The following is a 25,264-nucleotide window of genomic DNA, read 5'->3' on the forward strand; positions in this document are numbered from 1 at the left end:
ACGGGGCCGGTGGAAGGCCGGCCGGTTCATTCCCTGGGGGAGCGATACATGCGGATGCGGTTCGCGCGGTCTTTCGCGGTGGTGGGGCTGCTGGTCCTGACGGGCTGCAAGGATGATCCGAAGCCCCGACCCGATGCCGGCACGCCGGACGCGGGCCCGGGGGATGACGGTGGCACCTCCGCGGGGCCCACCCTCTCCGAGACGCCGCGCTGGGAGGTGACCGGCGACGGCACGAACCCCAACGAGTGCTTCGGCCGCACGGTGGCGCTGGGCGACGTCAACGGGGACGGGCGCAAGGACCTGCTGGTGACGTCCGCGCCCTGCTCGAGCACCAGGACGGATCCGGGCCGCGTGATGGTGTACGCGGGTGAGGCGCGCGACTTCTCGAAGACGCCCGTCACCACGACGCTGACGTGGGTGCACCCCAGCCCCCGCGCCTCCAGCTACAAGATGACGGTGACCACGGGCGACATCGACGGGGACGCGTACGCGGACGTGCTCGTCGCCACCTCCTTCGGCGTCAGCGTCTTCAAGGGCGGACCGGACCTGTCGCAGGTGTTGACGCAGCCGGTGTTCCGCGCGCCGGACTCCGCCACCCTGCGCTTCAACGGCGCGCGGCTGCTGGACCTGGACGGGGACGGGAAGGACGAGCTCGCCGTCTCCACGCTCGCCGGGGAACTCACCGTGTACCGGGCGACGTTGGGAGCACCGGAGGGAGCCTTCACCGCCGTGCGCACGCTGAGCGGCGTCCCCAACCCCGCGGGCGACGCCGACGGGGACGGGGTCCAGGACCTGGCCGTGACCCACAGCGACTCCACGGTGGAGCTCTTCCTAGGCTGCAAGGCGGGCAGCGCTCGCGTCTGTGAAGGGCCGCTCACGACCCAGCCCGTGTGGACCGGCCAGGCCGAGTCCTTCGCCGCGCTGCCCGACCTGAACGGAGACGGCCGCGCGGAGGCGCTGCTGCTCCTGAACGGCAGCCAGCGCCTGCACCTGTCCGACGCCGCCGGCCCGGGCTACGCGCCGCAAGTCACCTGGCAGCCCATGGACGACGCGGCCTTCCCCCTCTTCGGACAGTCCTTCCTCACCTTCAGCAAGACCGTCGCCCCCGTGGGCGCCATGGTTGAGGGCGGCACGGGCCACGACTTCGTCATCGGCGCCGTGGGCCGCGCGTACCTCTTCCGCCCCTCCGCGAACGTGTCCGGCCCGCTGGAGCCGGTGTGGGCGTGGCCGCGCGCCAACCGCCTCGCACCCCAGACGTCAATGGGCACCGACTACCTGGGCCTGGCCTCCGCGGGCGACCTGGACGGGGACGGGTACGACGACCTGGTGGTGGGCGTGTCCCCGGCACTCAGCGGTACACCCTCGGGAGGCAGCAGCACGGCCGCCCTGGGCCGGGTGATGGTGTTTGGCGGCGGCGCGGTGCCGGACTCGCGGGAGCCCGCGCCCGCGCTGCCCCCGACGAAGGCGTGCAACCTCCAGGTGGACCCCGTGAACGGCAAGCCGGACCTGACGGTGGACCGGGACGTCCTCGCCCGCACGCTCTACCTGGAGCGGCGCTCCTTCACGGCGGACTCCTGCGAGGTGCGCGAGGGCTGCGTGCCCGCCGGCGGCGAGCGGCGCCTCTTGCGCTTCACCACGTCCATCATGAACCTGGGCACGGGCCCGCTGGTGGTGCCCTCCCCGGAGGAGCGGCCGGACCTCTTCGTCTACGACGAGTGCCACGACCACCACCACCTGACGAACTTCGCCGGCTACGACCTGAAGGACGCGGCGGGTAACACCACGTCGGTGGGGCGCAAGCAGGGCTTCTACATGATCGACTTCACCCAGTACTGCGCGGACGGCACCCCGTTCGCCTGGTACGACCCGGGCACGGGCATCTCGCCCGGCTGGTCGGACGTCTACACCGCGGACCTCCCCTGCCAGTGGCTGGACGTCACCGACACCCCGGACGGCGAGTACACCGTGCGCGTGGGCGTGGACGAGAACCACATCGTGGACGAGGCCGACACGCTGCCCAACGAGGTCACCGTCAAGGTGCGCCTGACCGGTGACACGGTGACCGTGCTGCCCTGAAACCGGGAAACCCCGCCGTGGACCGGGCGCCCGGCGAAGGCGCGTGCAATGGGCGGCCTTCCTGGGCGTAGAGTGCCTGACGCGGCCCGTCCGCCGGGGAGCCTCCCGGTGGGGTGGGCCGCACGGCTTCCAGCGTGAAGGGGTGGTTTCGTGAACTTCCGGGTCGACGTGTGGGAGGGGGCGCGCATCGCGCTGACCTCGCTGCGCTCCAATCGGCTGCGGACGGTGCTCACCACGGTGGGCATCGGCGTGGGCGTGTGCACCCTGCTGGCCATCGTCGGCATCATCCAGGGGCTGAACAGCTCCTTCGCCGACCAGCTCAACAAGATCGGCTCCAACACGCTCCAGGTGTCCAAGTTCCCCTGGGTGATGAACGGGGACTGGTGGGCGTACCGCAACCGCAAGGCGCTCTCGCTGGACCTGGAGGATCCGCTGCGCAACGCCTCCGAGCACGTGGTCGCGGTGGCCCCCATGATGTTCGTCAACGCGGAGGTGGCCTTCCAGAACCGGAAGCTCGCCTCCGTGCAGACCATGGGCACCAGCCCGGACTACGCCATGACGTCCTCGGTGGAGATGGGCCAGGGCCGCTTCCTCACGCAGGCGGACGTGGACAACCGCTCCGCCGTCGTGGTGATTGGCGCGGAGGTGGGCAAGGTGCTCTTCCCGGGCATCAACCCCGTGGGCCACCGCATCCTCGTGGACCGCCGCCCCTACCGCGTCGCGGGCGTCATCGTGGAGCGCGGCACCGTGCTGGGCCAGAACGTGGACCTGGTGGTGATGCTGCCGTACCCCGCGTTCCAGGGGCACTTCGGCACCCAGCGCGACGTGAACTTCGTCCTCGCGGTGGACCAGCAGGAGAACGTGCCCCGCGTGCAGGACCGGCTCACGGAGACGCTGCGCCGCGAGCGCAACACCAAGCCCGGCGCGCCGGACGACTTCGCCATCAACCGGCCGGACCAGCTGGCCAACATGTACAAGCAGCTCACCGGCGCGCTCTACGGCGCGGCCACCGGCGTGGGCCTCATCACCCTGCTCGTGGGCGGCATCGGCATCATGAACATCATGCTGGTGTCCGTGCGTGAGCGGACGCGGGAGATCGGCGTCCGCCGGGCGCTGGGCGCGCGCAAGCACACCATCATCCTCCAGTTCCTCATGGAGGCGGCCAGCGTGTCCGCGGTGGGCGGCGCGCTGGGCACCGCGGTGGGCATGACCATCGCGTGGCTGGTGAACTACCTCACGCCCCTGGCGGCGGCGGTGCAGCCCCTGACGGTGGTGCTGGGCGTGGGCTTCTCCGCGGTGGTGGGCCTGCTGTTCGGCATCTGGCCGGCGGCGCGCGCCGCGAACCTGGACCCCGTGGAAGCGCTCCGCCACGACTAGGCGCGAGCGGGAGACCTGACCATGTGGATGGCTTTCTGGGACACGGTGCGGCTGGCGTTCGGCACGTTCCGCTCCAACCCCCTGCGTTCCTTCCTGACGCTGCTGGGCATCGTCATCGGCGTCACCACCGTGGTGTCCATGATGTCCCTCATCGAGGGGCTCAAGAACCAGGTGAACAATCAGATGTCGGAGCTGGGCTCCGACTGCTTCCAGGTGCAGCGGCTGCCCTTCGGCCAGGGAGAGCTGTCCGTCGCGGAGCTCGCGCGCCGTCCGCGCTTCACCTACGCGGACCTGGACGCCATCCGCACGCAGCCGTCCATCGCGCGGGCGGCCGGCGAGGACTCCAAGGGCGGCCAGAAGGCCTCCACCGCCGAGCGTGAGTCGCGCCCCAACGTGAGCGTCTGGGCGGGCACGGCGGAGTACTTCTACACGAACGCGGTGAGCCTCGACACCGGCCGGCCCTTCACCGACGCGGAGTTCGTGGACGGGCGGCGCGTGGCGGTGATTGGCAAGGACCTGGCGGACACGCTGTGGCCCGGCCTGGACCCCCTGGGCCGCGAGTTCCGGATGCTGGGGCGCACCTTCCAGGTGGTGGGCACGCTCAAGCGCCGGGGCGGCTTCCTGGGCGGCGGCAGCCAGGACAACCAGGCCATGATTCCCCTGTCCACGTTCGCGTCCATGTTCGGCGTGCGCGACTTCCGCATCAGCATCCAGGCGACGTCCGCGGAAGTGCTCCAGCGCGCCCAGGATGAAGTGACGCTGCTCATGCGCCGCCGCCACGGGCTCAAGCCGGAAGAACCGGACGACTTCTTCCTCTACAACAACAAGAGCGCCACGGAGATGTTCAACAACCTCTCCTCGGCCGTGTCCGCGGCCAGCTTCGGCGTGTGCATCCTGTCGCTGCTGGTGGGCGGCATCGGCATCTTGAACATCATGCTGGTCGCCGTGACGGAGCGGACCCGGGAGATTGGCATCCGCAAGGCGCTGGGCGCCAAGCGCTACCGCATCCTCGCGCAGTTCGCGCTGGAGGCCGTGGTGCTGTCGCTGGTGGGCGGCGCGGTGGGCGTGGCGCTGGGCGCGGGCCTGGCGCACCTGGCCCGGTGGATGATCAACCTGCCCACGGAGGTCCCCCTGTGGTCCGTGGTGGTGTCGCTGGTGATGAGCTGCGGCGTGGGGCTGCTCTTCGGCATCTACCCGGCGGCGCGCGCGGCGAAGCTGGACCCCGTGGAGGCGATGCGCTCGGAGTAGCGCGCACGCGCCTTCCGGGCATGAAGAAGGCCCCGACCCGGCATGAAGCGGGTGGGGCCTTTTTTCATCACGGTCGTGGCCGGCCCGGGACTACGGGCAGGGGTACGTACAGGTGATCTGCCCGGTGATGGGGTTCTTGAAACACTGGGGCGTGCAGTCCTGCGCGTCGGCGGAGGACGGCGTGGCGGCGATGCCCAGGCCCATCACGGTGGCGGCGGCGGCGAGGACGAAGGCGATGCGACGGACGTTCTTGCGAGCCTGCATGGTGTCGTCTCCTTACGTGGTGTTGGCGCTGCACGGAGCACTCTAGGGACGGGGGCTGACAACACCAGCGCCAATGTCTCGGGCTCGTGCGCTGGCGTGGAGGGCGGGGCGCCGAGGCGCCGCACGCGGGAAGAAAATTGAAACGCCGGTGCGGCGAAACGGCGCGTCAACGCCTGGGAGTGGGGGTGCGGCTCCACTGATAGCCAACGGTCGCGCCGGAGCCGATGAGCGACAGCGCGAGGTAGCGGCGCAGGAAGTCCAGCCGTTCGCTGGAGCCGGCCAGGTGTCGCAGGCCCTCATGCGCGGCGAGGCCCAGCAGCATCCCCACCGTCGCGCCGCCGAGCGCGCCCAGGTACGCGCGGCCGCGATCCTCGCTGTCGCCGAACGCGACCTCGCCCATGCCCCAGGTGCCGAGCGCGGCGACGGGAGGCGTGACGACCATGGCGGCGCCGAACGCGCCCACCTCCAGCTCCATCCACCGGCCCTGCGGATACGAGGGGTGGACGAAGAGGAAGCGTCCGGGAAGCGAGGCGAGCACGGTGCCAGCGGCGGCCTCCGCGGCGGTGGCACCCAGGCGCGTGTCCCCGCCCACGCGGGTCGCGGCCCAGACCGCGCCCAGGGGCAGCAGCGTGACGCCGCCATGCGCGGCCAGGGTGGCGCCGGACAAGGGCGCCTCCGTGTCGGGCTCTCCGTGGGGAATGAAGGGCCGCAGCGCGCGCGGAGGCACGGCGGGAGGCGGAGGATCCGCGTCCAGCAACGGCGCATCCTTGACGGTGGGCTCCAGCGGAGGCGGAGGCGGGTCCGGCGCGCGGGACGGAGGCGGCGCGTCCCGGGGTCGCGGCGCGGAGGGCTCGGGAGCGCCGGCTTCGCGCGGCGGCGCGGCGGATGCGGGCGGCTCCGCTTCGTGGGGTTCATCGCGAGGCGCGAGTGTGTCGCCAGCATCCGGCAAGGGCACTTGAAGTGCGGCGCCACCGCCGGTCGCGGGTGGGCCCGAGCTTGCCGGAGGAGCCTCCTGTGTCCTCACGGCGGCGGTCGCGAACGGTGCGCCTGGCAGGCCCACCAGCAGGAGCGTCCCGAGTGCTGGTGCCATCCCCCGTCGACCCATGCCGTGTCCGTCCTCCTCGCGTGCCCCGCTGTGCGCTCCCAGCAGTGCGCATGCGGCGTGTCCGGCACCACCGGGTATGTGTTTCACGCGCTTCAACCGTCGGCGGGTGGACGGTGGCTCTGCCCGTTGACGCCCTTCCTCCTCTCGGAGTCACACGGCGGATGCGGAAGGGCGGGGGCTGCCCTAGCTTCCGGACCGTGCGGCTGGTCTGGCCCATCTTGCTCGCCCTGCTCGCCGCGGGGTGTCCCTACCCGAACCACCGGCAGGACCTGCGCCTGCGCGCGCTGCCGGAGGACCCGGAGGCGAGGGAGCTCGCCATCGAGCAGACGCTGGGCTTCCCCATGGAGCCCGGCAACGGCGTGGAGTTGGTGCAGAACGGCCGCGTCTTCGACGTCATCGAGGAGGAGATCCGCGCCGCCCGCTCCAGCATCCACATCGCCAGCTACATCTGGCGTCCGGGCATCCCGTCGGACCGGCTGCTCATCGCGCTGCGCGAGCGCGCCCCCGGCGTGCAGTGCCGCATCATCGTGGATCCGCTGGGCAGCGTGAACTTCGAGGTCGTGGCCCCCGTGCTCGCGGACGCCGGCTGCGACGTGCGCATCTACCGTCCCTATCAGGGCGCGGTGACGTCCCTGGACGCGGTGCGGATCCGCGCGCGCATGCACCGCAAGATGGTCATCCGTGACGGCGAGGTCGCGCTGACCGGAGGCTTCGGCATCTGGCGCAGCTGGCTGGGAAATGGCGACGCGCCGGAGACCTGGCGGGACACCAACATCCGGGTCCGGGGCCCCGTCGTGCGAGGCATGCAGATCGCCTTCGCGCAGAACTGGCAGGAGTCCGGCGGCGACTTCCTGCCCCCGGAGTCCTTCCCGGAGCTCGCTCCCGCCGGAAACGCGCGGGCCTGCTTCGTCGCCAGCACCGGCCACCGCTTCCTCTCGCAGGCGTCGAGGATGTGGCTGCTGTCCATCGCGGCCGCGAAGCACCGGCTGTGGATCGCCAACTCGTACTTCCTGCCATCGGAAGCCATCAGCGACATGCTCATCCTCAAGGCCCGCGAGGGCGTGGACGTGCGCGTGCTGGTGCCCGGCCGCTACCACGACGTAGGGCCCGTGCGCGCCGCGCAGCGGGCGTCCTACGCGCGGCTGCTGGAGGGGGGCGTGCGCATCTACGAGTACGAGCTCTCGATGATGCACTCCAAGACGCTGGTCGCGGACGACACGCTGAGCGTCGTGGGCTCCACCAACCTGGATCCGCTGGCGCTCAACCACACCGACGAGGGCTCCGTGCTGGTGGAGGACCCGGTGCTGGCGGAGGAGCTGGCCGCCGCCTTCGAGCAGGACCTCACGCACGCCGCGGAGGTCCACTGGCAGGGCTGGAAGAGGCGAGGCCTGCTCCAGAAGCTGGGGGAACAGCTCCCGGGGCTCATCGGCGACTTCCTGTGAGCCGCGTGCACGCTGGCCTTCAGGAACGACGCCTTGGACCCACCGCACGAGGCGTGGGGCCCTCGGCCGCCTGCCTGTCCGGCTGACAAGGGATGGCCGATGCGGGAAGCCACGCGGGGCCGGGGCGCGTTGGTCCCTTCATGCCTTCGATTCGACCGTTCCGTACTGCCCTGTTGTCGCTGACCGTGGCCCTGCCGGTGTTCGCGGCCGGGCCCGCCGTGTGGGGCGAGGGGATGATGGTGAAGGTGCGGCCGGGGACCGCCGCCCGGAGCGCCACCGAGGTGCGGCTCACCGCCGCGCGCAACGAGTTCGTCTCCTTCCAGGTCGCGCTGCAGGGCGGCGACACGGGGCTGAAGAACGTCCGCGCGAAGCTGCCCGCGCTGGAGGGCCCGGGCGCCACGACGCTGTCCGGGCCGGACGTGACGCTGTACCGCGAAGCGCTCGTCTCCACGAAGAAGGCGTCGGTGGCGGGAGAGGCGGTGGGCGCGTGGCCGGACGGGCTGGTACCGGACACGGACGAGATCGCCGGTGAGACGCGCGGCGCCTTCCCCTTCGACGTGCCCGCGAAAGAGGCCCGGGCCGTCTGGGTGGACGTGCACGTGCCCCAGGATGCGCCGCCCGGCGACTACGTGGGCACGGTGACGGTGGAGGCGGACGGAGGCTTCCAGCGGCAGGTGACGGCGAGGCTGACGGTGGTGGACGCGGCGCTGCCGAGCACGTCCTCGCTGCCGTCGGCGTTCCTGCTCTGGCCGCCGCACGTCTGTCGCGCGCACACGGGGCGCGAGGACTGCACGCCGGAGGAGCTGCAGCCGCTGCTCGCGCGCTACCAGCGGATGGCGCTGGAGCACCGCTTCACGCTGTCCAGCCTCTTCCCGCGCCAGCCGTGGCCGCCGGCGTGGAGCGACTTCGACGCGACGTGGGGGCCGTACCTGGACGGGACCGCGCCCACGCGGCTGCAAGGCGCGCGGATGACGAGCCTGGAGTACGTGGGGCCGCTGGACGCCGCGAACCTGCGGGACTTCACGGCGCACATGAAGGAGCGGGGCTGGCTGGACCGGGCCTACGTGCAGCTGGGGGACGAGCCGCCCTACGGCACGACCTTCGAACAGGTGCGCGCGACGGGAGACCTGGTGCGCCAGGCGGCCCCCGGGCTGCGCACGATGCTGACGACGAACTCGCGCGAGCTGAAGGGCAACGGCCTGGAGAAGCACGTGGACGTGGCGGTGCCGCTGGTGAACCACCTGGACGGCACGGACGCGAACTTCCGGGGGGACCAGCGCGGGACGTACACGGGCTTCCTGGAGCGTCCGGGAACCGCGTTGTGGATGTATCAGAGCTGCATGAGCCACGGCTGTGCGTATGGGACCAACGCGCCGGAGAACCAGCCGGGCGCGGGCTGGCCGTCGTACATGCTGGACCGGTCGGCGGCGAAGGCGCGCGCGATGGAGTGGGTCACGTTCCTGGAGGGCGCGACGGGCGAGCTCTACTACCAGACGGTGGGCATGCTCTCCACGGCGTGGACGGACCAGTACCGCTTCAATGGCAACGGGGATGGGACGCTCTTCTACCCGGGCACGCCGGCAGCCATTGGCGGCAGGACGGACGTGCCGGTGGCGTCGCTGCGGCTCAAGCTCCTCCGCCAGGGCATGCAGGACTATGAGTGGCTCAAGGCGGTGAGTGACGCGGGAGACCCGGACTTCGCGCGCAAGGTGGCCAGGGACCTGATTCCGGCCGCGTCGCGAGTGACGGACGACGGCGCCGCGTTCGACGCGGCGAGGCTGAAGCTCATCCAGCGCTACGAGGAGCTGACCGCCCACCAGACCCCGGACGCGGGCACGCCGCTGGACGCAGGCACGCCGCCGGACGCAGGCACGAAGCCGCCGGCGGACGGAGGCACGGCATCCGCGCCGGAAGAGGCCGCGGGAGGACCGTCGCGGGGGACGCCCGGCTCCTCTTCCGACGTGGCACCGGGCGCGGTCGCCGGCGCGCAGGCGGGAGGCTGCACCACGGGCGGAGGCGGCACGGCGGCGGTCGCGGGAGGCCTGTTGTTCGCGGCCTGGGCGCTCGGCGGCATGCGCCGTCAGCGAGCCCGGGTGACCGTACCCGCGCGTCGGAAGCAGGCACGGAGGTAGCCAGGTCCGAAGCATGGAAGCCTGCCGCAACGCACCAAACCCGCGGACCTGGATTCCTCGCGGAGCCGCCCTGGCTGCCGGGCACCGTAGAAACTGGTCCGACAGTCGGACAGGTTTGGACGACTCTGGTTCGGCGCGCTCCCACCCCATCCGGGGCGCGGAAACTGGTCCGACAGTCGGACAGGTTTGGACGACTCTGGTTCGGCGCGCTCCCACCCCATCCGGGGCGCGGAAACGGGTCCGACAGTCGGACAGGTTTGGGCAGTCGGCGGCCGGAGGGCGCCCGCCCCAGCCGGGGCGTGGAAACCGGTCCGACAGCCGGGCCTGTTGAGGGACCGTGTCGGACCCGGGATGTACAACGCTCATGTCCGGGGGCTCGGTGGGCATGTAGGCGCCGCGCATGCCGGAGGCGTGCTCTGGGGCCTCATGCTAGAGGGCGGCGCATGAGCACGGACGTGACGAACCGGGTCATCCTCCGCGAGGCGCGGCCCGAGGACGACAAAGTGATTGGGGAACTGCTGGTGGAGGCCTACACCACGCAGTACGCGAAGCTGATGCCGGAGGTCGTCTACTCCGAGGAGCGCAAAGCGTTCCTGCGCGACGTCGCCTCCCGGCGCAAGGTGTGCACCATCCTCGTGGCGGAAGTGGACGGGCAGATCGCCGGCACGGTGGCCCTGTACCCGCCCGGCGCGCCCGGCACCGAAGCCTGGCTGCCCAACACGGCGGACCTGCGCGCCCTGGCCACCGGGGTGCGCTTCCAGGGACAGGGGCTGGCCCAGCCGCTGCTGGTGGAGACGGAAGCCCTCGCGAAGCGCTGGGGCGTGGACGCCATCTCCCTCCACGTGCGCCGGGGCGCCAAGGGCGTCGCGCGCATGTACGAGCGCCGGGGCTACCAGCGGGCGCCGGAGGGCGACATCGACCGTCTTCCGGACGTGTACCTGGAAGCGTATCTGCTGCCCATGAAGTGACGCATGTCAGGCGGGAACGCGCTCATCCGTGGATTGCGCATCCCGTCTGACGCCGGAGGGTCCGCGAAGGCTCGCGTGACCCGGGCACCGGAAGGGATCGCGCGCTGGAGTGGTGGCGTGCGCCCTGCCCCGGAAGGGGCGCCGGTCGGCACGCCGACCTCCATCCCGGTGTTCCCATCATGAAGATTCCCATTCCCGAGCAGTCGCTCGTGCTGCTCATCGGTCCCTCTGGCTCCGGCAAGTCCACCGTCGCGAACGCGCACTTCCTCCCGGAGGACGTGCTGTCCGGCACGGGCAACGAAGCGAAGCTGCACGACGAGGTGGCGCGAAGGCTCAAGCAGGGCACGCTCACCGTCATCGACGGCGTGCCCCTCAGCGCCGAGTCGCGCCGTCATTACGTGACCGTGGCGCGTGAGCACCACGTCGCCCTGGTCGCGGTGGCCATGGACACGCCGGAAGCGCTCTGTCTGGAGCGCAACCGCACGCGCACCGGGTCGCATCCCAGTCCCCGCGCGCTGCGCAACCAGGTGCAGCAGCTCCAGAACGCGCTGAAGGGGCTGACGAAGGAAGGCATCCGGCACGTGCACGTGCTCACGCCGGAGACGGTGGACGCGGTGTCGTTCGAGCACCGTCCGCTCCCCAGCCACCGCCAGGACGAGCACGGGCCTTTCGACATCATCGGGGACATCCACGGGTGCTTCGACGAGCTGAAGGCCCTGCTGACGGAGCTGGGCTACACGGTCGCACCGCGCGCGGACGGAGCGCCCGGCTACGACGTGGGCACGCCTGCGGGCCGCAAGGTCGTGTTCCTGGGCGACCTGGTGGACCGCGGCCCCGGCGTGACGGACGTCCTTCGGCTGGTGATGGGGATGGTGGAGGCGGGCACGGCGCTGTGCGTGCCGGGCAACCATGAAATCAAGTTGCTCAAGAAGCTGCGTGGCAAGGACGTGCGAGTGGGGCGCGGCCTCGCGATGACGCTGGAGCAGCTGGAGCGCGAGCCGCCCGGGTTCTCCCAGGCGGTCGCCGACTTCATCGAAGCCCGCTCTCCGCACTACGTCCTGGACGATGGCCACCTGGTGGTGGCGCATGCGGGCCTGAAGGAGCCCATGCACGGCCGGGACACCCCCGAGGTGCGCGACTTCGCCCTCTACGGAGAGACCACCGGCGAAGCGGACGCCTACGGCCTGCCGGTGCGCGCCGACTGGGCGCAGCAGTACCAGGGCCCGGCGACGGTCGTGTACGGACACACCTCCGTGCCGGAGGCCGAGTGGGTGAACAACACCGTCTGTCTGGACACGGGCTGCGTGTTCGGAGGGAAGCTGACCGCGCTGCGCTATCCGGAGCGACAGCTCGTCTCCGTGCCGGCACAGCGCGAGTACTGGAAGTCACGGAGCCACGCGGCGCCGTGAGTCCCTTCAGGCCGCCGCGGCGGTGACGCCGGTGCCCAGGCTGCGGCGCGCCGCCTCCAGGCAGTCGTCCAGGAAGCGCAGGTAGCAGTCCAGCCCGCGCGCGCCGAACGCCGCCAGCCGCCGGCCTTCCTCGGGGTGGGTGCTCAGGAGCCCCTCCATCATCCGCTCGTTGAGCGCGGTGTGGCCCACGTCCACCTCCGCGTGCTCGCGCAGGAAGGTGAGCGTGTCCAGCGTGCCCTGTCCCAGCACCTCGCGCACGCGCGCCAGGATGCGCGGCACCAGCACCACCGCCAGGTAGCCCACTTCGTACTCGATGGCCGCCTGTCCCAGCGGCAGGTCGCCGGTGATGGCCTCATCGTGCACCTGCCGGTACTCGCGCATGGCGGCCGTGGGCGCCTGGGCGACCAGCGCCTCCGCGTCCATCGCTTGCGTGTGGCTCGCGTTCCACTGCTCCGTCAACACGCGCGCGTCCTGGAGGGTCATCAGGTGGTGGCCGGCCTCGTGCTTCGCGTGGGTGATGAGCTGCCGGCCCACCTTCTCCTGTCCCAGCGCGATGCAGCGCTCACCGGCGCCGCGGATCCACCCGTCCACGGGCTCGGTCATGTACGCGCCCCGGGCGGACCACTCGATGAGGAAGCGCGCCATCAGGTCCGGCGAGATGTCCGGCGACAGGAGCGTGCGCACGACGGCGTCCGTCTCCAGGCGGGCTCGGGTTTCCTTCACGTGCGGCAGGTACTGCGTCTGGATGAGGCTCATGACAGCTCCTTCTGGGGATGGGAGAGCGGACGGGGTGCCGTCTGCTCGTGGAGGTGCTCCAGGAACTCGGGAGCGAGGTCGGCGGGGATGAGCCACAGGAAGGGCTTCGCGTCGGGGGCGGCGTCGTGCAGGCCTGCGGCCTCCACGTCGCCGGCCTCCTCGGCCAGGAAGGTGAAGCTGTCGCGGCCCCGGTGCGCGAACCAGCGGCGCGCTCCGTCCATCAGCGCCGGGTAGGCCTGTCGCGCTCGCGGCGACAGCGCGAACAGCCGCACGGAGTCCAGCAGCCCGAAGGGGTTGGTGCCGGGCGGTCCCGCCTCCAGGACGGCCACCGCCACCGGCTTCGCGCCCTCGCGAGCGACCAGCAGGCGCCGCTCACGCTCCAGCCCCACCGTCTGCCACTCCCGAGCCGCGTCCCGCAGGTCCAGCGTCTCCAGGCGCAGGTCCAGCGCCTCCGCGTAGCAGGCGGGGCGGGTGAGGGCGATCCGCTCCACCAGCAGCCGCCGCTCCGCCTCCGTCGCGGGCCCCACCTCCAGGCCCGTCCGCTGTGGGGCAGGGGGATGACCGCACTCGACGTCAATCATTCGCAGCGGCAGGAGCAACGTCCGCCCCGTCGCCGCCATCCGGTCGGCGAAGCCGACGTGCGCGCGGTACGTGAAGGGCACGGTCGACTCGATGTACGCCGCGAGCCACCTGAACCCGCTGTCCCGCTGCGCATGCTCCACGCAGTGCACGTACACGTCGCGCAGCATCTGGCCCTTGAGGCGCTCGAACCGCGTGGCGTCCTGGCGCCGCGCCAGCTGGTGCACCATCCACAGGGAGCGGTACGGCTTCATCGCGGAGAGCGTCGCCTCCACGCCGCGCTCCGAAGGCCACACCACCTCGGTGAGGACCGCGCCCTTCGAACCCGCCTGGCGGCCCAGCTCGACGAAGCTCCGCCGCCGCGCCTCGAAGTCCTCCGCGGACCGGCCCGCCAGGTTGAAGTAGCCGGAGTCGATGAACAGCCGCCAGTGCTCCTCCGCCAGGGCCCCATCGGTGCGCGTCGCCGGATGGAGCACCCGGGCCACCAGCGCCTGCCATCGCTCCGCATCCTCGAAGGACAGCGGCGTCACCTGGAGCCCGCACTGGAGCTCACCGTCGGCGCGCTCGGACACATGGCGCACCTCACCGCGCAGCGACATGGCCTCGCCTCCTTCCGTGCGCAGCTCGACGGGCTGGAGCACCCGGCCCGGGGACAGCCGCTCTCCCGCGCCCAGCCGCAGTGACAGTCCGTGCGGGGACACGTCCACCGCCTCGCGCTCGCGGCCCAGCCAGCCGGGCAGCGGCAGCCGCACGCGCAGGTCCGCGGGGGCGCGAGCACGCCGGTGGGCCCGGCGGCGCACCTGGATCAACTGGCGCGGCGGCGGCGTCACCCAGGTCCCCGGCTCCACCGTCTCGCCGGACAGGAGCATCCGGTAGACGCAGCCGTGACCGGACACCTCCACCTCCCACGCGTCCGCGCCCGGCTCCACCGTCAGGCCGGACCAGTGGAGTCCTCCGCCTTCCGGCTCCAGCGTCTCCAGCCGCAGAGGCGACGCCGTGTCCCCCTGGCGCAGCAGGGCGGGCGAGCCCAGCGCGGCGGCGGCGGCGAGGATGATGCGGATGCGCTCGGGATCGGTGACGTCCCACCGGACACTCCATTCCAGGGCGGGTGCCTCGGACAACGGACGCAGCGGTGCGCGAGCGGAATGCGCTCCCACGATGACTCTCCAGGTGAATGACGGCGGGGGCGCGCGAATCACCCCGGGCTCCCGTGGATCCGCGCTTGAAAGGGATACGGGCCCGGCCCTCCGGGTTGGTCGTCGGATTCCCGGGACGCGGACACCGGCGGTGCGGTCCGCCGCTTTCTCGCTGTCTCACCGGACAGTGAAAACGCGCGAAACCCCCTGGGTTTCATGTGACAGCGGGGTGGCGTCACGGTGGGAAAGGTGCGTGCGCCCCGGGACGGGCTTACCCTGAGTGCCCCATGTCCCTCCGCAAGGACTTCATCGAGCGAGCTGTCGAGCAGTTCGCCGCCGCCATCTCCAGCATCCTCAAGGCCCGGAAGGAGAAGCGGTATGGGGACGCGCGCAACCACATCCGCGACACCGCCCTCACCGTGCTGGGCATGGAGTACGGCGCGCTCGTCCTCGCGGACGCCGAGTCCTCCTCGCGCCTGCTCGGCACCGCCGCACGCACGCGGATGCTCGCGAAGCTGGTGCGCGAGGACGGCGAGCTGATGCGCGAGCAGGGGGACCCCCTCACCGCCGACTCGCGCTTCCTGCTGTCGCTGGAGCTGTACCTGGAGGCCATCTCGCTCGGCCTCAACCCGGACACCGCGGACGCCACCGCCATCGCGGAGCTGCGCACCCTCATTGATGTCACCGCGCTGTCGGAGCGGCACCAGCGGATGCTCTCCCAGGCCTGACGAGGCGCGGCGCGCACGTTCGCGCACCCGGGCCGTGGCAATCCCTGCCGTGTGCATGGGTCGGGTTTGCGACACAGCAAGCTGGGGAGATCCATCGCTTCCGATCAAGCAATGACACGGTGACGCCCCCCGCCTTGCCCTGGCTTCCAGGTTTGCGTCTATCCTTGCCGTCCATTCGTCACGCAACACCGGGGGGGTGCGCGTGTCCTTTGTTCGGTTTCCCGAGAGCGTTGTCTCTTGTCGCAACCTCGTGGGCGGAGAGTGGGTCTCTCCCGCCGGAGCGTCCGCGCAGGAGGTCCGCAGTCCCTACACAGGCGCGCTCATCGGCCGCGTGCCGCTGACGACGGCCTCCGGTGTCGCCCAGGCGGTGGAGGCCGCCAGGGCCGCCGCGCAGGGCTGGCGCGTCACCCCGCTGCGCGAGCGCACCCAATTCCTGCAACGCTTCCGCGCGCTGCTGGAGTCGCAACTGGAAAGGCTCTCGCACCTGGCCGCCAGTGAATCCGGCAAGACGGTGGCGGAGGGCCGCGCGGGCTTGCTCAAGGGATTGGAGGTCTGTGATTTCGCCCTGTCGCTCCAGAACCTGGACAGCGGCGCGCACCTGGAGGTGAGCCGGGGCGTCACCTGCGAATACCGCCGCGAGCCCCTGGGCGTCGTCGCCGGCATCACGCCGTTCAACTTCCCCGCGATGGTGCCCCTGTGGCTGTTCCCCATCGCCGTCACGGTGGGCAACGCCTTCATCCTCAAGCCGTCGGAGAAGGTGCCGCTCACCGCGACCGCGCTGGGAGAGCTGATGGTGGAGGCGGGCTATCCGCCCGGTGTCTTCTCCGTCGTGCACGGCGCGAAGCCCGCGGTGGACGCGCTGCTGGAGCACCCGGACGTGAAGGCGCTGGCCTTCGTGGGTTCATCCCCCGTCGCGCGGCACGTCTACGTGGAGGGCAGCCGCCACGGCAAGCGCGTGCTGGCGCTGGGCGGCGCGAAGAACCACCTCATCGTCGTGCCGGACGCGGACCCGGACCTCACGCCGCAGGCGGTGGTGGACTCGTTCACCGGCTGCGCGGGCCAGCGCTGCATGGCGGCCAGCGTGATGCTCGCGGTGGGTGACGTGCAGCCGCTGGTGGACGACCTGGTCCGCCGGGCGGCGAGGCTGGAGGTCGGCCCGGGCATGGGTGCGCTCATCGACCGGGGCGCGGTGGACCGGCTGGAGACGGCCATCGCCAAGGCCCAGGCTGACGGCGCGCGCGTGCTGCTGGACGGGCGCGGCAAGCGGCCCGCGGGCGAGGCCTACGCGAACGGCCACTGGCTGGGCCCCACGGTGCTGGACGGCGTGCGGCCGGAGATGGAGGCCGCGCGGCGCGAGCTGTTCGGCCCGGTGCTGTCCATCGTGCGCGTGCCCACGCTGTCGGCGGCGCTCGCGGTGGAGAACGCGTCGCCCTACGGCAACGCGGCGTCCATCTTCACCACCAGCGGCGCGGTGGCCCAGTCGGTGGTGGAGGGCGCCAGGGCCGGCATGGTGGGCGTGAACGTAGGCGTGCCGGTGCCGCGCGAGCCCTTCTCCTTTGGCGGCACGGGCGAGTCGAAGTTCGGCCACGGGGACGTCACCGGACCGTCGAGCCTCGACTTCTGGAGCCAGCTCAAGAAGGTGACGCGCAAGTGGTCCGCGCGCACCGACGGCTCCTGGATGAGCTGACGCCGCGCGCCGGCGTCCCCCTGCCTCTCCCCCATTCCCAGACGTCTGACCTTTCCCGCGCCCCACAAGGAGGGTGCACCCATGGCTGACAAGAAGCCCGTCAATCACATCCGTCTCACGTCCCACCCCGACGGACAGGTGCCCGGAGTGCCGCTGCGCTGGGGCGAGTCGGAGCCGCTGCGCCGGGGCCCGGTGGTGGCCACGCTCTCCGACGCCGCGAACCGCAACGTCATCGGCACGCACTCGGGCGCGTACTCCATCTACCGCGCGCTGGCGGTGTCCGCGGGCAAGCTGCCGCAGGACCACAAGGCGGACCTGACCAACACCTCGCCCGCGGCGCAGGTGGGCCCGTACCCGTCGTGGAGCGACCCCAGGCGCATCGTGTCGCTGGACCCCTGGGGCGCGGTGGCGTCGCAGGCGTTCCGCGCCTACGCCGAGCAGGGCGTGGACTACCGGCCCACCATCGCCGTCACAAGGGCCCACATCAACATGCCGGAGGTGCGCGAGGCCATCGCCGCCGGGCGCCTCAAGGTGGACGGCGAGCTGGTGGCGGCCAACGGGGACGTGAAGGTGGTGAAGGCCGCGGTGGAGCCCGTCTGGTACCTGCCCGGCATCGCCGAACGCTTCGGCCTGACGGAGGGCGCGCTGCGCCGGGGCCTCTTCGAGCACACCGGCGGCATGTACCCGGAGCTCATCACCCGCCCGGACCTGCACGTCTTCCTGCCGCCCATTGGTGGGCTGACGTTGTATGTGTTTGGGAACATCGCCTCGCTGGCGGACCGGGACGTGCCGCTGGCGGCGCGAGTGCATGACGAGTGCAACGGCTCGGACGTCTTCGGCAGCGACATCTGCACCTGCCGGCCCTACCTGGTGCACGGCATCGAGGAGGGCGTGCGGATGGCGCAGCAGGGTGGCGTGGGGCTCATCGTCTACCACCGCAAGGAGGGCCGCGCGCTGGGCGAGGTGACCAAGTTCCTGGTCTACAACGCGCGCAAGCGCCAGGAGGGCGGCGACTCCGCGGCCACGTACTTCCACCGCACGGAGTGCGTGGCGGGCGTGCAGGACATGCGCTTCCAGGAGCTGATGCCGGACGTGCTGCACTGGCTGGGCATCACGCGCATCCACCGCTTCGTCTCCATGAGCGACATGAAGCACGACGCCATCGTGCGCTCGGGTATCGAGATTCTGGAGCGTGTGCCCATCCCGGACGGGCTCATCCCCGCGGACGCGAGGGTGGAGATGGAGGCGAAGAAGGCGGCGGGCTACTTCACGCGCGGGCCGGTGGCGGACGCGGGCGAACTGGCGCAGGTGAAGGGGAGGGACCTCGATGCTTGACGCGATCCGGGTGCAGGAGGTGTCCCCCACGGTGGCGTGGCTGCGCAGCCCGGCGGCCATCCGCGAGCGCTGTCACCAGGTGCTGGACCTGGGGCTCGCCGGCCGGCTGGAGTACTTCAAGGTGGAGCCGTCCCGGCTGCCCACGGTGGTGGACCGGGTGCTGGCGGTGACGCACGAGGCGTACCCCCGGCTGGACATCCCGGTGCACAGCCGCTGGCGCCACTTCGACGCGGGAGGGGTGCCCCGGCTCGCGCAGCTGGAGGCGAGGCTGGCCTCGCTGCCGCCGGAGGAGCGCGCCAGGGCGAAGGTGGACCTGGGCGTGGTGAGCGTGCTGCTGGACGCGGGCAGCGGCCCGGCGTGGCGCTACCAGGAGCCCGGGGGCGCCTCGTACGTGCGCTCGGAGGGCCTGGCCGTGGCGTCGCTGCGCATGTTCATGGCGGGCGGCTTCTCATCCGACCCCGACCGGCCGCTGCGCGCGGACGCGGAGGCCCTGAGCCGGATGACGCGCGAGCAACTGGAGCGCGGCTTCCAGGTGTCGGAGTCCAACCCGCTGCTGGGCGTGGAGGGCCGGCTGCACCTGTTGCAGGGGCTGTCGCGCGTGCTGCCCCGGCCGGGGTCCATGTTCGACATGCTGGCCGCGCACCGCCGCAGCGTGAGGGCCGCGGAGGTGCTGGGCACGGTGCTGGAGGTGCTGGGCCCCATCTGGCCGGGGCGCACGACGGTGGACGGCGTGAACCTGGGGGACGTGTGGCCGCACCCGGCGCTGGGCCCACCGGGCAGCGCGGACGCGCTGGTGCCCTTCCACAAGTTGTCCCAGTGGCTGGCGTACTCGCTGGTGGAGCCGCTGGCGGAGGCCGGCGTGACGGTGACGGAGCTGGACGCGCTCACCGGTCTGCCGGAGTACCGCAACGGCGGCCTCTTCGTGGACCTGGGCGTGCTGGTGCCGCAGGACCCGCGCCTGACCATGGAGGTCTACGCCCCGGGGGACGCGCCCATCGTGGAGTGGCGGGCGCTGACGGTGGCGCTGCTGGACCGCGTGGCCGCGCTGGTGCGCGGGCGTCTGGAGTTGACCCCGGAGGAGCTGCCGCTGGCGAAGGTGCTCCAGGGCGGGACGTGGACGGCGGGGCGCCGGGTGGCGGCGGAGCTGCGCCCCGGGGGCGTGCCGCCCATCCGCATCCGCAGTGACGGCACGGTGTTCTGAAACCCATACACGGAGGACGACGCATGGACTTCCCGAACTGCACGGTGGTGGATCATCCGCTGGTGAAGCACAAGCTGACGGTGATGCGCAGGACGGACACGAGCACGGCGGCCTTCCGGGCGCTGCTGGAGGAGATCTCCCTCCTGCTCGGGTACGAGGCGCTGCGCGACCTGAAGCTGCGCGAGGAGGAGATCGAGACGCCCATGGCGCGCACCACGGGCTGGGCGCTGGACGGCAAGAAGCTGGTGCTGGTGCCCATCCTGAGAGCGGGGCAGGGCATCCTGGACGGCCTGCTCCAGCTCGTGCCCTCCGCGCGGGTGGGCCACATCGGCCTGTACCGCGACCCGGAGTCACTGGGCGCGGTGGAGTACTACTACCGCGTGCCCGCGAACCTGGAGGACCGAGACGTCATCGTCTGCGACCCCATGCTCGCGACGGGCAACTCCGCGGTGGCGGCGCTCCAGCGCGTGAAGCGAAGCCGCCCGGGCTCCCTGCGCTTCGTGTGTCTGCTCGCATGTCCGGAGGGCCTGACGAACCTGCGCGAACACCACCCCGACGTGCGCGTCTTCACCGCGGCCATCGACGACAAGCTGGACTCGCACGGCTACATCCTGCCCGGCCTGGGCGACGCCGGAGACCGCCTCTTCGGTACGAAGTAGGTCAGGGCACGTTCGCGCGAGACATGCCGCGTTGAGCCAACGCTGTTTCACGCCTTGGCTCTTGAGAACCGGGAAAGACGGATTTAAACGTTGAACGGTCTAAACGTTTTTGTCCATTTCCCGGGAGTCCAGGCATGCGCGCGTCGTGGCGGTCCACCTTGATGGCGGTGATGTTGGGCGCGGTCTTCGCGGAAGGAGTGGCGGCGGCGGAACCGGCGCCGGAGTCGCTCCGGCAGGAGGCCGGCGCGCAGCGCTGGACGGAGAACCTCTCCGAGGGAACGGGCACGTCGGAGCTCGTGGGCACGCGGGAAGGGCTGCGCTACGAACCCAACGCGGTGATGCGACGTCCTGAAGGCCTGAGCCGGCTCACGGGCCTCTTCGAGTTCCCCGCGCGCACGCTCGAGCAGCCCGTGGACACCTTCCGTCCGCGCGTCCAGGCGGCGGTGGGCCTGGGGCAGGGCGTCGAAGTGGACGTGCGCGTGCGGGTCCCCGGAGGCGCCTGGACCGAGTGGCGCACCGCCACCGGCGACGAGTCCGTGCGCCTGCCCCGCTCGGGCACGGAGGTGCAGGTGCGCCTGGCGCTCATCGCGGACGAGCGCGGCCGGGGCCCGGTGGTGCAGGGCGTGGAACTGGAGGGTTGGCGTGAAGGCAGCGGCACGGAGGAAGGACTCCAGACGCTCGCGCCGCTGACCTACCGCGTCTATGCGACCCGTGAGGGCCTGGTGGGCGGCACGACGGCGAACGGCCACGTCATCAAGAGCAACGACCGCTTCGTGGCGCTGCCGTCGCGGCGGGGGCTCGCGTCGAACGGAGGCTCCGAGTACCAGGTGCGCGTCTGTTATTCGAAGACGGCGAAGTGCGCGACGACGTCCGTCTGGGACGTGGGCCCGTGGAACACGAAGGACGACTACTGGAACCCGTCCAGCGTGCGCGAGATGTGGAAGACGCTGCCGCAGGGCAAGCCCGAGGCGCAGGCGGCGTACCAGGACAACTTCAACGGCGGGTTGGATCAGTTCGGCCGCCGGCCGTCGAACCCCGCAGGCATCGACATCGCGGACGGGACGTTCTGGACGGACCTGGGCATGTCGAACAACGACTGGGTGGACGTGACGTACCTGTGGACGTCCGGCGGCGGTTCGACGACGGGGCTGGTCATCGACAGCAACAACGCGAACAACGACCAGACGAAGGGCTACATCCAGCTCACGGGCACCAGCTGGGCGTCCTCCACGAACGTGGCGGGCTACTACGGCACCAGCTACCTGGTGTCCCCGGGCGCGGCGGTGTCGGAGCCGGCGACGTTCTGGTTCTATCTCTCCGCCGCGGGCACGAAGACGGTGGACGCCTGGTGGACGGCGGCGACCGACCGCTCCACGGCGGCGCCCTTCATCATCACGAACGCGTCCGGCACGCAGCTGGCGAACGTGAAGGTGAACCAGACGCTCAACGGAGCGAAGTGGAACACGTTGGGCACGTGGAGCTTCCCGGCGGGCTGGAACAAGGTCCAGCTGAGCCGCTGGGTGACGGCGGGGACCTACGTGGTCGCGGACGCCATCCAGGTCCGTTAGGGCTCATGGACGCACTGGAGGTCCTGGCGGTAGAACGGTGACTCGCCTCCGAGGAAGCCCTGCATGGCGTCGTTGCGCACCGTGATTCCGCCCCCCGTGGAGGAGCCCCACCTCTACACGGACCTCGCCTCCTGGTGGCCGCTGTTCTCGCCACCGGAGGAGTACGTGGAGGAGGCGCAAGACCTGCTCCCCATGTTGCGTCCGGAGGAGGGCCCCGGGCGCACGATGCTGGAATTGGGGTCGGGCGGTGGAAGCCTGGCCTTCCACCTGAAGAAGCACTTCACGCTGACGCTGACGGACCGCTCGCCGGAGATGGTCGCGGTGAGCCGGGCCGTGAATCCCGAGTGCGAGAACCTGGTGGGGGACATGACGTCCCTGCGGCTGGGACGCACGTTCGACCGGGTGATGGTGCACGACGCCATCATGTACGCGGTGGACCGGGACGCCGCGAGGGCCACGGTCCGCACGGCCGCCGCGCACTGCCGTCCCGGGGGCAGGGTGGTGCTCTTGCCGGACTGCGTGCGTGAGACCTTCGAGCCCCTCACCGAGTCCGGAGGTCACGACTCACCGGACGGGCGAGGCATGCGCTACCTCATGTGGACGTGGGACCCGGATCCGGATGACGAGACATTCGAGACCGCGTTCGCCTATCTGCTGAGGGAAGCGGACGGAACGGTGAGCATGTCGCAGGAGCGCCACCGCTTCGGCCTGTTCCGGCGTGACGACTGGCTCGAGTGGATGCGGGAGGCCGGCATCCCCGCGACGACGCGGCGAGACCCCTGGAACCGGGAGGTCTTCATCGGGGTCCGGGAGCCGGAGTGATGCGAGGGTGGGGGGCCCTGCTGCTGTTCATCCCGTTCATGGGGATGGCCGCGCCCGCGCGCGTGGAGCTCGTCTTTGGCGGGGACGTGATTCCGCACGGCGAAGTGAAGTCGGTGGCGAAGGCCCACGCGCGAAGCGGGAACCACGAAGGCTGGGACCACGTCTTCGGCCCCCTGTCGGACGTGCTGCGAACAGCGGACGTGGGCGTGGTGAACCTGGAGACGCCCGTCACGGCCAACGACAAGGCATTCACGAAGGAGCTGGTCTTCAACGCGCCGCCAGCGATGGCACAGGCCCTGGTGCGCGCGGGCGTGAAGGTGGTGTCCACGGGCAACAACCACGCAAGGGATCAGCACGTGGAGGGCCTGGTTGAGACGCTGCGTCAGTTGGACGCGGTGGGGCTGCGCCACACGGGCACGGGAGCCACGAAGGACGCGGCCTGGGAGCCGGTGTTCGTGGAGGTGCGAGGCATCAAGCTGGGCTTCCTCTCCTTCACGAGGAGCCTGAACGGCTTCAGCAACCCGAAGGAAGCGGACGCGCCGCACGTGGCGCTGTTGCCCTATCCGGAGCACGTCTCCCGAAGAGGGCTGAAGCCGGAGGAAGCCCTGGAGAAGGTGCGAGCCGCGGCAGCGAAGTGTGACGCGCTGTTCGTGATGGGGCACTGGGGGCGTGAGTACACGGAAGCGCCCAATCCCCAGGACCGGGCATTGGGGCAGGCCTTCCTGGAAGCCGGAGCGTTCGCGGTCATCGGGCACCATCCGCATGTGCTCCAGCCGCTGGAGGCGTACACGACGAAGTCCGGGCGCCGCGGCTTCATCGCGTACTCGCTGGGCAACCTGGTGGCGAACCAGGCGCGCTTCTACCGGCACGTGAAGGGGCAGCAGGGGAAGGAAGGGGACAAGCGGGACACGCTGCTCCTGCGAGTCGGAGTAACGAGGGCGGAGCAGGGAGCCCCGGTGTCGCTGGCAGACGTCTCGGTCCTGCCGGTCTGGATTGAAAACAACGCCCAGGGCCGCAAGGCAAAAGCCAAACGGAACATCCAACCGGTGCTCATCGACCGTGAAATCGAAGAGGTCTCAAGAAGGTTGGCCGCCCTGACCCAGCGCACCGCGACGCAGGACAAGGCCACCCGAGCGGAGCAGGCCGCCCTCGAGCAGCGCCTGGCCACCGCCCGTTACCGCCGCGAGCGCATCCTGAGAATGCTGCCCGCGGAGTTCCAGGTGGCCACCCCCGAGCTCCGGAGGCGGCACGACGGCGCCGTGGGGCTGACGGCTCAGACCGTGCCGTGAAGCGGCACGCGAGCAATGAGCTCCGCGAGCTGTCCCCGGCAGGTGGCGCAGCGCTGGCGGAACTCCTCGCTGAGGTCCTGCGAGACAATGAGCCTGTCCCAGTACTTCAGCGCATGGCCGGCGGCGTCGGCCCAGACATCCAGGGTGTTGGAGGTTGGAGCTGCGGGCCTGAAGGTCCGCTCGACCAGGTGCGCGCCATCGGGTGCGAAGACCATGGGCAGCATGTCGTAGAGCGGCGCGAGCCGGAACCGTCCTGACGCTTCCACGAAGCAGGAGACATTGCCGAGGTGCCGGTCGATGTTTCCGATGAGCTGGCCAAAGACATCCAACCAGCGGATCCGCCGGACGTCCTCCGGAGGAAGGCGACGCTCTGCGAGCAGCCGCAGCGACACCTCCGTCCAGTTCGTCCCCAGCCTGATGTATTCGTTATCAATGGCGCGCAATGACAGCAGTGCGCGCCTTCCGCGAAGACCGACGCGGTCGAACCGCTCGACCTCCAGGAACCGGTGGTCCCGCAGGTCGAACCAGCGCGCGGTCGCCGCGTCGATGCCCGCCGCGCGGACCGCCTCCAGTGCAAGAGCCTCGCTCGCGAGCAGGTCCCGCCATCGCTGTCCCGCCCGGCCTTCGCTCGCATCCGCGAACTTCACGAGCACATGCCTGCCATCGGCATGGACGGCGAACTTCGGCTGCTCACCTCCTGCGGAGGAACCCGCACCTTCCGCGAGGAAGCTCCTGGCAAGCTCAGGGTAGCTGTCGCGGTGGACCGCGTGGACCTGTGTGGCCAGGTACCGGTCCAGCGACTCCTGTCCCAGGATGAGGTCCCCCGTGCAGTCCTCCCCGCGCCGGGCCAGGGCGATGAGCACCTGATCCTCGTTCCAGTCCGTGGTGCGAAGGGGGAGCCCCAGGTCTGGATGCCGCTCATGGAACCCCCGGCCCATGTATCCCTGGGGGCTCATCTCCTCCACGAAGGGAGGCAGGCCTTCGAAACGCTCCCCGGGCCCGTTGGCCTGCTCCAGCCAGGTCCCGCCATTGGACAGGAAGTGGAGGGTTCCCGCGCGATGAAGCTGTCCCGCTTCGTCCACCCGATGGACGGGAACGCGGGTCCCCAGCTCCGGCAGGGAGCGCGTCCGCGCATACAGCGCACCCCGGGTCCGGCCCATGCGGCAGATCAAATCACCCGCGTCCCTGAGCCAACGCGACAGGGTCTGCTGCGAGACGCCGAAGTGCTCCTGAAGCGTCTCCACCCGGACGGGTTGAAGACGCTGGACGGCTTCCAGGAGCTGTCGGACGGGAGGTGCGGCCATGGGTAGATGGATGAGTAGATAATCGGGTGCATCAACGGGTGCAAATAGGCATGAACTCATGCAGTTGAGCGGGTGCGCACTTTATTGACGGGTAGATGTGCGCTGGCCCAGGAGGGCCTACCGCCCGGCTGCTCGCTCGACACAGGGCACGTGGAGTTCTTGCACACGGAAGGGCTCGC

At 70.9% G+C, this 25,264-nt stretch carries 20 protein-coding genes; 15 read left to right on the forward strand and 5 right to left on the reverse strand.

The features are described from left to right. Positions 1–48: 48 nt before the first annotated feature. The 3 genes from AABA78_RS34125 to AABA78_RS34135 all read left to right on the forward strand — a co-directional run bounded on the left by AABA78_RS34125 (position 49) and on the right by AABA78_RS34135 (position 4,701). The gene (locus AABA78_RS34125; protein WP_338269627.1) at positions 49–2,076 is read left to right on the forward strand and encodes a lysyl oxidase family protein; all 2,028 of its coding nucleotides are present in this window, start codon (positions 49–51) and stop codon (positions 2,074–2,076) included. A gap of 150 nt (positions 2,077–2,226) precedes the next feature. Next, positions 2,227–3,453: an ABC transporter permease gene (locus tag AABA78_RS34130; RefSeq protein ID WP_171412912.1), complete on the forward strand. Its 1,227-nt coding sequence runs from the start codon at positions 2,227–2,229 to the stop codon at positions 3,451–3,453. 27 nt (positions 3,454–3,480) lie between these two features. Further along, the gene (locus AABA78_RS34135; RefSeq protein ID WP_171412911.1) at positions 3,481–4,701 is read left to right on the forward strand and encodes an ABC transporter permease; all 1,221 of its coding nucleotides are present in this window, start codon (positions 3,481–3,483) and stop codon (positions 4,699–4,701) included. A 90-nt stretch (positions 4,702–4,791) separates the two neighbouring features. Here the strand turns inward: AABA78_RS34135 and AABA78_RS34140 are convergent, their stop codons facing one another. Both AABA78_RS34140 and AABA78_RS34145 read right to left on the reverse strand, forming a co-directional pair. Next, positions 4,792–4,965, reverse strand: coding sequence for a hypothetical protein (locus AABA78_RS34140; RefSeq protein WP_164933109.1), 174 nt, complete (start codon positions 4,963–4,965; stop codon positions 4,792–4,794). Positions 4,966–5,131: 166 nt separating this feature from the next. Then, positions 5,132–6,055, reverse strand: a complete 924-nt coding sequence (locus AABA78_RS34145) for a hypothetical protein (RefSeq protein ID WP_338269629.1) — start codon at positions 6,053–6,055, stop codon at positions 5,132–5,134. 212 nt (positions 6,056–6,267) lie between these two features. Between AABA78_RS34145 and AABA78_RS34150 the strand changes: the two genes are divergently transcribed. The 4 genes from AABA78_RS34150 to AABA78_RS34165 all read left to right on the forward strand — a co-directional run bounded on the left by AABA78_RS34150 (position 6,268) and on the right by AABA78_RS34165 (position 12,021). Further along, a complete protein-coding gene (locus AABA78_RS34150) occupies positions 6,268–7,512 on the forward strand; it encodes a phospholipase D-like domain-containing protein (RefSeq protein ID WP_338269631.1) in 1,245 nt (414 codons plus the stop codon). Between the two features lie 140 nt (positions 7,513–7,652). Further along, positions 7,653–9,644, forward strand: coding sequence for a DUF4091 domain-containing protein (locus AABA78_RS34155; RefSeq protein ID WP_338269632.1), 1,992 nt, complete (start codon positions 7,653–7,655; stop codon positions 9,642–9,644). A 443-nt stretch (positions 9,645–10,087) separates the two neighbouring features. Continuing rightward, on the forward strand, positions 10,088–10,612 hold the full coding sequence (locus AABA78_RS34160; protein WP_338269634.1) for a GNAT family N-acetyltransferase: 525 nt from the start codon (positions 10,088–10,090) through the stop codon (positions 10,610–10,612). Between the two features lie 179 nt (positions 10,613–10,791). Then, entirely contained in the window at positions 10,792–12,021 is a 1,230-nt protein-coding gene (locus AABA78_RS34165; RefSeq protein ID WP_338269638.1) for an AAA family ATPase, read from the forward strand. Between the two features lie 6 nt (positions 12,022–12,027). Here AABA78_RS34165 and AABA78_RS34170 read toward each other — a convergent pair whose 3' ends face one another. Both AABA78_RS34170 and AABA78_RS34175 read right to left on the reverse strand, forming a co-directional pair. After that, positions 12,028–12,777 carry a heme oxygenase-like domain-containing protein gene (locus AABA78_RS34170; protein ID WP_338269639.1) on the reverse strand — a complete coding sequence of 250 codons (750 nt, stop codon included), beginning with the start codon at positions 12,775–12,777 and terminating at the stop codon, positions 12,028–12,030. Next, complete coding sequence (locus tag AABA78_RS34175; RefSeq protein WP_338269641.1) at positions 12,774–14,513, reverse strand: PilZ domain-containing protein; 1,740 nt, start codon at positions 14,511–14,513, stop codon at positions 12,774–12,776. Before AABA78_RS34175 ends, AABA78_RS34170 begins: the two co-directional genes overlap by 4 nt. 266 nt (positions 14,514–14,779) lie before the next feature. Between AABA78_RS34175 and AABA78_RS34180 the strand changes: the two genes are divergently transcribed. The 8 genes from AABA78_RS34180 to AABA78_RS34215 all read left to right on the forward strand — a co-directional run bounded on the left by AABA78_RS34180 (position 14,780) and on the right by AABA78_RS34215 (position 23,781). Further along, entirely contained in the window at positions 14,780–15,220 is a 441-nt protein-coding gene (locus AABA78_RS34180; RefSeq protein ID WP_338269643.1) for a hypothetical protein, read from the forward strand. 202 nt (positions 15,221–15,422) lie between these two features. Further along, positions 15,423–16,907 (forward strand): CoA-acylating methylmalonate-semialdehyde dehydrogenase, encoded by a 1,485-nt coding sequence (mmsA, locus tag AABA78_RS34185; protein WP_338269645.1) that lies wholly within the window; start codon positions 15,423–15,425, stop codon positions 16,905–16,907. Positions 16,908–16,988: 81 nt separating this feature from the next. After that, entirely contained in the window at positions 16,989–18,242 is a 1,254-nt protein-coding gene (locus AABA78_RS34190) for a GTP cyclohydrolase II (RefSeq protein WP_338269646.1), read from the forward strand. Then, complete coding sequence (locus AABA78_RS34195; RefSeq protein ID WP_338269648.1) at positions 18,235–19,443, forward strand: URC4/urg3 family protein; 1,209 nt, start codon at positions 18,235–18,237, stop codon at positions 19,441–19,443. Before AABA78_RS34190 ends, AABA78_RS34195 begins: the two co-directional genes overlap by 8 nt. Before the next feature lie 23 nt (positions 19,444–19,466). After that, positions 19,467–20,102 carry a uracil phosphoribosyltransferase gene (upp, locus tag AABA78_RS34200; RefSeq protein WP_120525099.1) on the forward strand — a complete coding sequence of 212 codons (636 nt, stop codon included), beginning with the start codon at positions 19,467–19,469 and terminating at the stop codon, positions 20,100–20,102. Between the two features lie 134 nt (positions 20,103–20,236). Beyond that, the gene (locus AABA78_RS34205; protein ID WP_338269650.1) at positions 20,237–21,670 is read left to right on the forward strand and encodes a DUF8814 domain-containing protein; all 1,434 of its coding nucleotides are present in this window, start codon (positions 20,237–20,239) and stop codon (positions 21,668–21,670) included. Between the two features lie 63 nt (positions 21,671–21,733). After that, positions 21,734–22,492: a class I SAM-dependent methyltransferase gene (locus AABA78_RS34210; RefSeq protein ID WP_338269652.1), complete on the forward strand. Its 759-nt coding sequence runs from the start codon at positions 21,734–21,736 to the stop codon at positions 22,490–22,492. Further along, positions 22,492–23,781, forward strand: coding sequence for a CapA family protein (locus AABA78_RS34215; RefSeq protein WP_338269654.1), 1,290 nt, complete (start codon positions 22,492–22,494; stop codon positions 23,779–23,781). Before AABA78_RS34210 ends, AABA78_RS34215 begins: the two co-directional genes overlap by 1 nt. Here AABA78_RS34215 and yjjJ read toward each other — a convergent pair. Beyond that, the gene (gene yjjJ, locus AABA78_RS34220) at positions 23,766–25,085 is read right to left on the reverse strand and encodes a type II toxin-antitoxin system HipA family toxin YjjJ (RefSeq protein ID WP_338269656.1); all 1,320 of its coding nucleotides are present in this window, start codon (positions 25,083–25,085) and stop codon (positions 23,766–23,768) included. The two genes, AABA78_RS34215 and yjjJ, sit on opposite strands and share 16 nt — an antisense overlap. Between the last annotated feature and the right edge of the window lie 179 nt (positions 25,086–25,264).

Origin of the sequence: Corallococcus caeni, assembly GCF_036245865.1 — a bacterium.
In the GTDB taxonomy this organism is placed as follows: Bacteria; Myxococcota; Myxococcia; order Myxococcales; family Myxococcaceae; genus Corallococcus; species Corallococcus caeni.